The sequence below is a fragment of the Pontibacterium sp. genome, from assembly GCF_041587635.1.
Classification (GTDB): domain Bacteria; phylum Pseudomonadota; class Gammaproteobacteria; order Pseudomonadales; family Balneatricaceae; genus Pontibacterium.
In genome coordinates, this window is the sequence record NZ_JBFGYC010000334.1 from 1 (window position 1) to 4,557 (window position 4,557).

General features: G+C 44.4%; 6 protein-coding genes. All 6 read right to left on the minus strand.

Annotated elements, in window-relative coordinates; genetic code table 11:
• Positions 1-424 (minus strand): GDP-mannose 4,6-dehydratase (locus tag ABYW01_RS14800; RefSeq protein WP_372834055.1); only part of this gene is annotated, 424 nt, incomplete at its 3' end.
• 50 nt (positions 425-474) lie between these two features.
• Positions 475-1,389, minus strand: coding sequence for an endonuclease/exonuclease/phosphatase family protein (locus ABYW01_RS14805; RefSeq protein ID WP_372834057.1), 915 nt, complete (start codon positions 1,387-1,389; stop codon positions 475-477).
• 15 nt (positions 1,390-1,404) lie between these two features.
• Entirely contained in the window at positions 1,405-2,586 is a 1,182-nt protein-coding gene (locus ABYW01_RS14810) for a glycosyltransferase (RefSeq protein WP_372834060.1), read from the minus strand.
• Positions 2,587-2,603: 17 nt separating this feature from the next.
• Complete coding sequence (locus tag ABYW01_RS14815) at positions 2,604-3,602, minus strand: hypothetical protein (RefSeq protein WP_372834063.1); 999 nt, start codon at positions 3,600-3,602, stop codon at positions 2,604-2,606.
• On the minus strand, positions 3,599-4,255 hold the full coding sequence (locus ABYW01_RS14820; RefSeq protein ID WP_372834066.1) for a CatB-related O-acetyltransferase: 657 nt from the start codon (positions 4,253-4,255) through the stop codon (positions 3,599-3,601). The genes ABYW01_RS14815 and ABYW01_RS14820 overlap by 4 nt, the downstream gene beginning before the upstream one ends.
• Positions 4,256-4,260: 5 nt before the next feature.
• Positions 4,261-4,557, minus strand: a 297-nt coding sequence (locus ABYW01_RS14825) for a hypothetical protein (protein WP_372834069.1), incomplete at its 5' end; no start/stop codon positions are given.

The following is a 4,557-nucleotide window of genomic DNA, read 5'->3' on the forward strand; positions in this document are numbered from 1 at the left end:
CCTCTAAATCTCCATATACTTCATCCGTAGAGATGTGATGAAACCTAAATATATGTTTTTTCTCAATAGAAAGAGAATCATAATACTCACGAGACACTTCTAAAATGCTGTAGGTCCCAATAACATTCGTCTGTATAAACGCACTAGGGCCATCAATTGAACGATCTACATGAGACTCCGCAGCCAGGTGCATTACTACGTCTGGACAATAAGACAGAAATACCTGCTTCAAGGACTCCGTATCGCAAATATCTACCTGTTCAAAGCTATATCTTTCTTGCTGGCCTTCTGTATCTATCGATTCTAGGTTACCTGCATACGTCAAGCAGTCGACGTTCATTACAGAGTGTTCCGTTGAGCTTAGGATATACCGAACGACTGCGCTTCCGATAAACCCAGCGCCACCCGTAACTAAAATTTTCATAGCAAACTCCAAATTCAAAATTCAGTAATGAGAGAGTTACCCACCTATCATCATTCTTTGCGATAACGTAGCGAGGCTCTAATTGGGTAATGATCCGCTTTGCCATAATCATCAATAACAGCAGATGAGACCGCCGAAAACTCGTCGGAATAAAATATATGATCAATTCTTATCACAGCAAAACCAGGATAAAATCGACGAACTGAAGTAGGGAAAGTAAAACCTAATCCACTGCCCACCTCTTGGTGCGCGTTCCCGAATTGTTCGCTCATCCGCTTATAACTTGACGTAAGCTCTGTCGCGTTAAAATCGCCCACTACTAATTTGGGTCCAGAAAGCTTAGACAACTCTTGAAGAACACGATCCAAATTCCGTTTTTGACCGTCTAACTTGATCAGAGCCTTATCCAAATGAACGTTATAACTATGGATATCTCCATCAGGGTGATGGATAACACAAAGCGGTTTCGACTTTTCCGTTACAGGATAACGACTAAGTAAAACAAACCCTTTCCACATACAGCTGTGCACCTTACTTCCACCATAAATACCACTCGTCAGGGCGGCAAGCTCTCCCAGCTGATGTACTTCCTGTAAGAAGATAATATCCGCAGTATTACGTTCTATCACACCAGCGATAGACTCTATATCACGATTATTTCCACGAACACTATAGCTAAGTACAGAGATATCCGATTTTTTAACCACAGCCTCAGCACTTCCCCAAGATCCCCCAAAGAGCAAAAACAGAGGGAGATAGATGATGGCTGTACAAACCGCCCAGATATATGACTTTATGTAGAGATTAAAGCCTATAAGACCTAATGCAATCAACGCTAGAAACGGCGCAAAGTAGTTGCCATATCTAATAAAGAAAACATCATCACTCAGGACATATCTGGATACTCCCCATAGCAGAAGCAAACCATTAGCGATCCAGATCAGATAACAAAGCTTACGAAACACGGCAATGGCCCTGTGTTATTTAGGAGGATGAGTTAAGTATTCTTTCAGCTGCTTTACTTTCTCCACCCAGGTTTCGTTTCTCACCCTCTCCCGGAAAGATTGCGCGTCACATCCCTCTTCAATTGCCTTCTTAATTTCTTCAGCAAACGAATCGGAACAGTTTGCGATACGAACATATCCATCGTAGTGCTCGAGCTCGGTAAAGTATGTGGATACGATGGGTCGTCCTACGGCCAGGTACTCCTTCAATTTGATAGGATTACAGTCCTTAATCCAGTCAGTCTTGTTCCACGGCATAATCAGAACTTCACACGCCGCCATATAGTCAGCAACTTCTGTCAACTCCTTCATACCAAGAAAGTGCACATTGGGATAGTCAACACACCATTCTGGAGGCATTGCATTTCGCCCTACCATGACGAAGTTAAACTCAGGCAGATTCTTTACAACCTCTTCAAACAGCTCAGGTGCAAAGGTGTGTTTCTCAATTCCGCCCACAAACCCGATGCGAGGGTGCGGGATAAGCGCAACATCCGGCAGGATGACCTCATCTTTCTGTCCTGCCAGCGAGAACCGCTCAAAATCAACTCCGTGATCTACAAATACAGGCGCGTTAGCAACGCTAGTTTCATCATTCATAAGCCCACGGTTACAGTAGACTGTCAGGTCAGCACGGCGCAGTAAGAGATCTACATAGGAGTTAAGGAGCTGCTCATCACCACCGGGAAAGGTTTCAAGACGATCACTTCTCTGAAAGATCAGCTTTGAGTAGGGCAAACTATCCAGATAGCGCGCTGCATTTAGGTTAACCACCCAAAGCAGTGGTTTTTTTATCCCCATACGCCGAGCCGAATTTTTGATCTGAAGCGGGAGCACAGATCCAGAAACAGCCCCGCCAATTTTCCCAGGAACAAAAAAGGGAGACAGCACCCAGAAGTTATCCTCTACTTTAACGAGACCCTTAGCGATACTTTTCAGCTTTCTGGTAATACGCCCGAAGAATACAGACTTCTGTTTCAGGCTCGGAACACGCAACCCCACAGAGTTGATAAATAGTACAGGAACATCCTTCTTAAACTGCTGCATAAATCGGATGTCATTGTGGCCCCTGTTATGGTACCACCAGTCCTCTCCTCCAAAGCAAATGATACCGTCATAATCTGCAACAAATTCTTTAAAAGCTTTCCCGCTAGTCATCAGTCCAATCTCGCCTGTCAATCTAACCTAAATGATTTGTGATCGCCGCGTACCGCTACCGGCGAATACCAAAGTGCATCCGTGGGGTTCTTCCTGTACGGAAATAAAACATTGCCGTACTGAAACAGCTTGATACTCAATGGGTCCTTCTTTAACTCAAAAAATGAGGACCAAGAGTCACCACCGTCCGATGACACTACAACCTCCGACCGATCCATCGCATTTACTATGCTTGGCTCACAGGCAGTAGAAAAATAAATATTGTCTTTATATACCGCACCGTAAAAAACAGAGCTGATTACGGGGACTAGCTTCTCCGTTTTAAGCCCATCTCTGGTAAATCTGAATATAAAGTTTGACTCGAGTGGAGAGTCACTTGCGTAAAGAATATACTTTTCAGTAAACAGAAGCGTTACAGCCCTGCACATCTGAGTGCCGGAAAACACTTTATTGACTGTTCCAAAGTTATCACCCGTGTTCCAGATTCCACACTCACTGTCATCATCACCCGTTGTAATCCAAAAAGTTCCGGTATATGGATCACAAAAAACACCGTGAATATGGCGCACATCCTTAAATTCGTAAACGGACTCCCATGTTGCTCCTGTATCACTCGATGCATAGATATGAATAGGAGATCTTTCAGCGTTCCTTCTGTACTCGCCGTAATAAACTACTCCCCCCTTCACACATAGGTTTAAGGGCCTCAGTCCATTAACGGCCACTGGCGTTCCAATCCACTTCTCTTCGTTCAATGAAAAGCGAAAAATTTTACCGTAACCAAAAACAATCAGAACGCCGTTCTCTTCAATGATGTGTGAAATCTCTTTTCTGAGAAACCTTCGGGCTAGATTGCAGAAAGAAACCAGCTTAAGGACAGTCCCTAAAGGCAGATTACAGAGGCGAAACCAAGACTCACCTCCATCCATGCTTTTATAGATTCCATAAGACTTAGCAGCATAAGCGATGTCACCAGAGACGTATAACACTCGACCCTTAACGCTAACATCGCTCATAACTGTGGCTCGTCCCTTGACTCATCTTCATATGGAGTTGTGTATGCATCAATCTCTTCGAGCAGCTCATCAATTGATTTGGTCCACCAGCGACTATTTAGAATATCTTGGATAGCCTCATCGCTGAATCGTTTTCTAAGAACGCGGCTTGGGTTCCCGGCTACGATAGTAAAGTCAGGGACGTCTTTAGTCAGTATTGTGCCGGCTCCAACAATTGCTCCAATGCCGATACGCTGGCATCCAGCTGTAACCTTAACACCTTCGCCAATCCAGGCATCATCACCGATATCCAAGCCCTGCCGTACAATCAGATCCTTTTTTACATAACCGAGGCTTGAATTGTAAAAATAGGGATGAAGCGAAACAAAGTCTATCGGATGATTAAACAATATCTGAAGATTAGGTGCCGTGGAGACGTAACGGCCGACTTTCACTCCGGGCGGTAGCTGCCCAGGCTTCATGACACTACCGTAACTATACGCCCCTACTTCTATTCCGTAGATTCCAGCCATTATTTTTCGTGCTGTTTCAGAACGTAACTCCCCGCCCTCTATGCGACAGGCAAGCCTTACCATCGACGGCGCAAACCGTTTAAATTTTGAAAAATAAATAAGTACGAAGGAAAACCTGGATTTTATAAGGTCGCGACTCATTATCCCTACTCGCATGTCGAAGGTTGTTTGGAGATCCTTTCTTTTACAACATCTCTGACGAAAGGACAGTAGGAGATCCAGGCTAAAACAGTTCCCAGCCCCACAATAATCGAAACTACGACCCCATAGATATAACCGATATCTCCGAGGGTCACCGTGGTAAGCAACAGACAGCCCATCACCACAAAAGAGAAAATCAGATACGAAAAGTTACTAAAGGCAGAATCACCTCGAATCCGATTCACTCTGATCAGGGATGCTATTACTGCGATTACCTCTCCCAGCGCCATAGAAGCAGCAAC

Coding starts and splice junctions, on each gene's coding strand:
- ABYW01_RS14820 (WP_372834066.1), bottom strand. CDS start 4,255: ATGAGTCGCGACCTTATAAAATCCAGGTTTTCCTTCGTACTTATTTAT.
- ABYW01_RS14815 (WP_372834063.1), bottom strand. CDS start 3,602: ATGAGCGATGTTAGCGTTAAGGGTCGAGTGTTATACGTCTCTGGTGAC.
- ABYW01_RS14810 (WP_372834060.1), bottom strand. CDS start 2,586: ATGACTAGCGGGAAAGCTTTTAAAGAATTTGTTGCAGATTATGACGGT.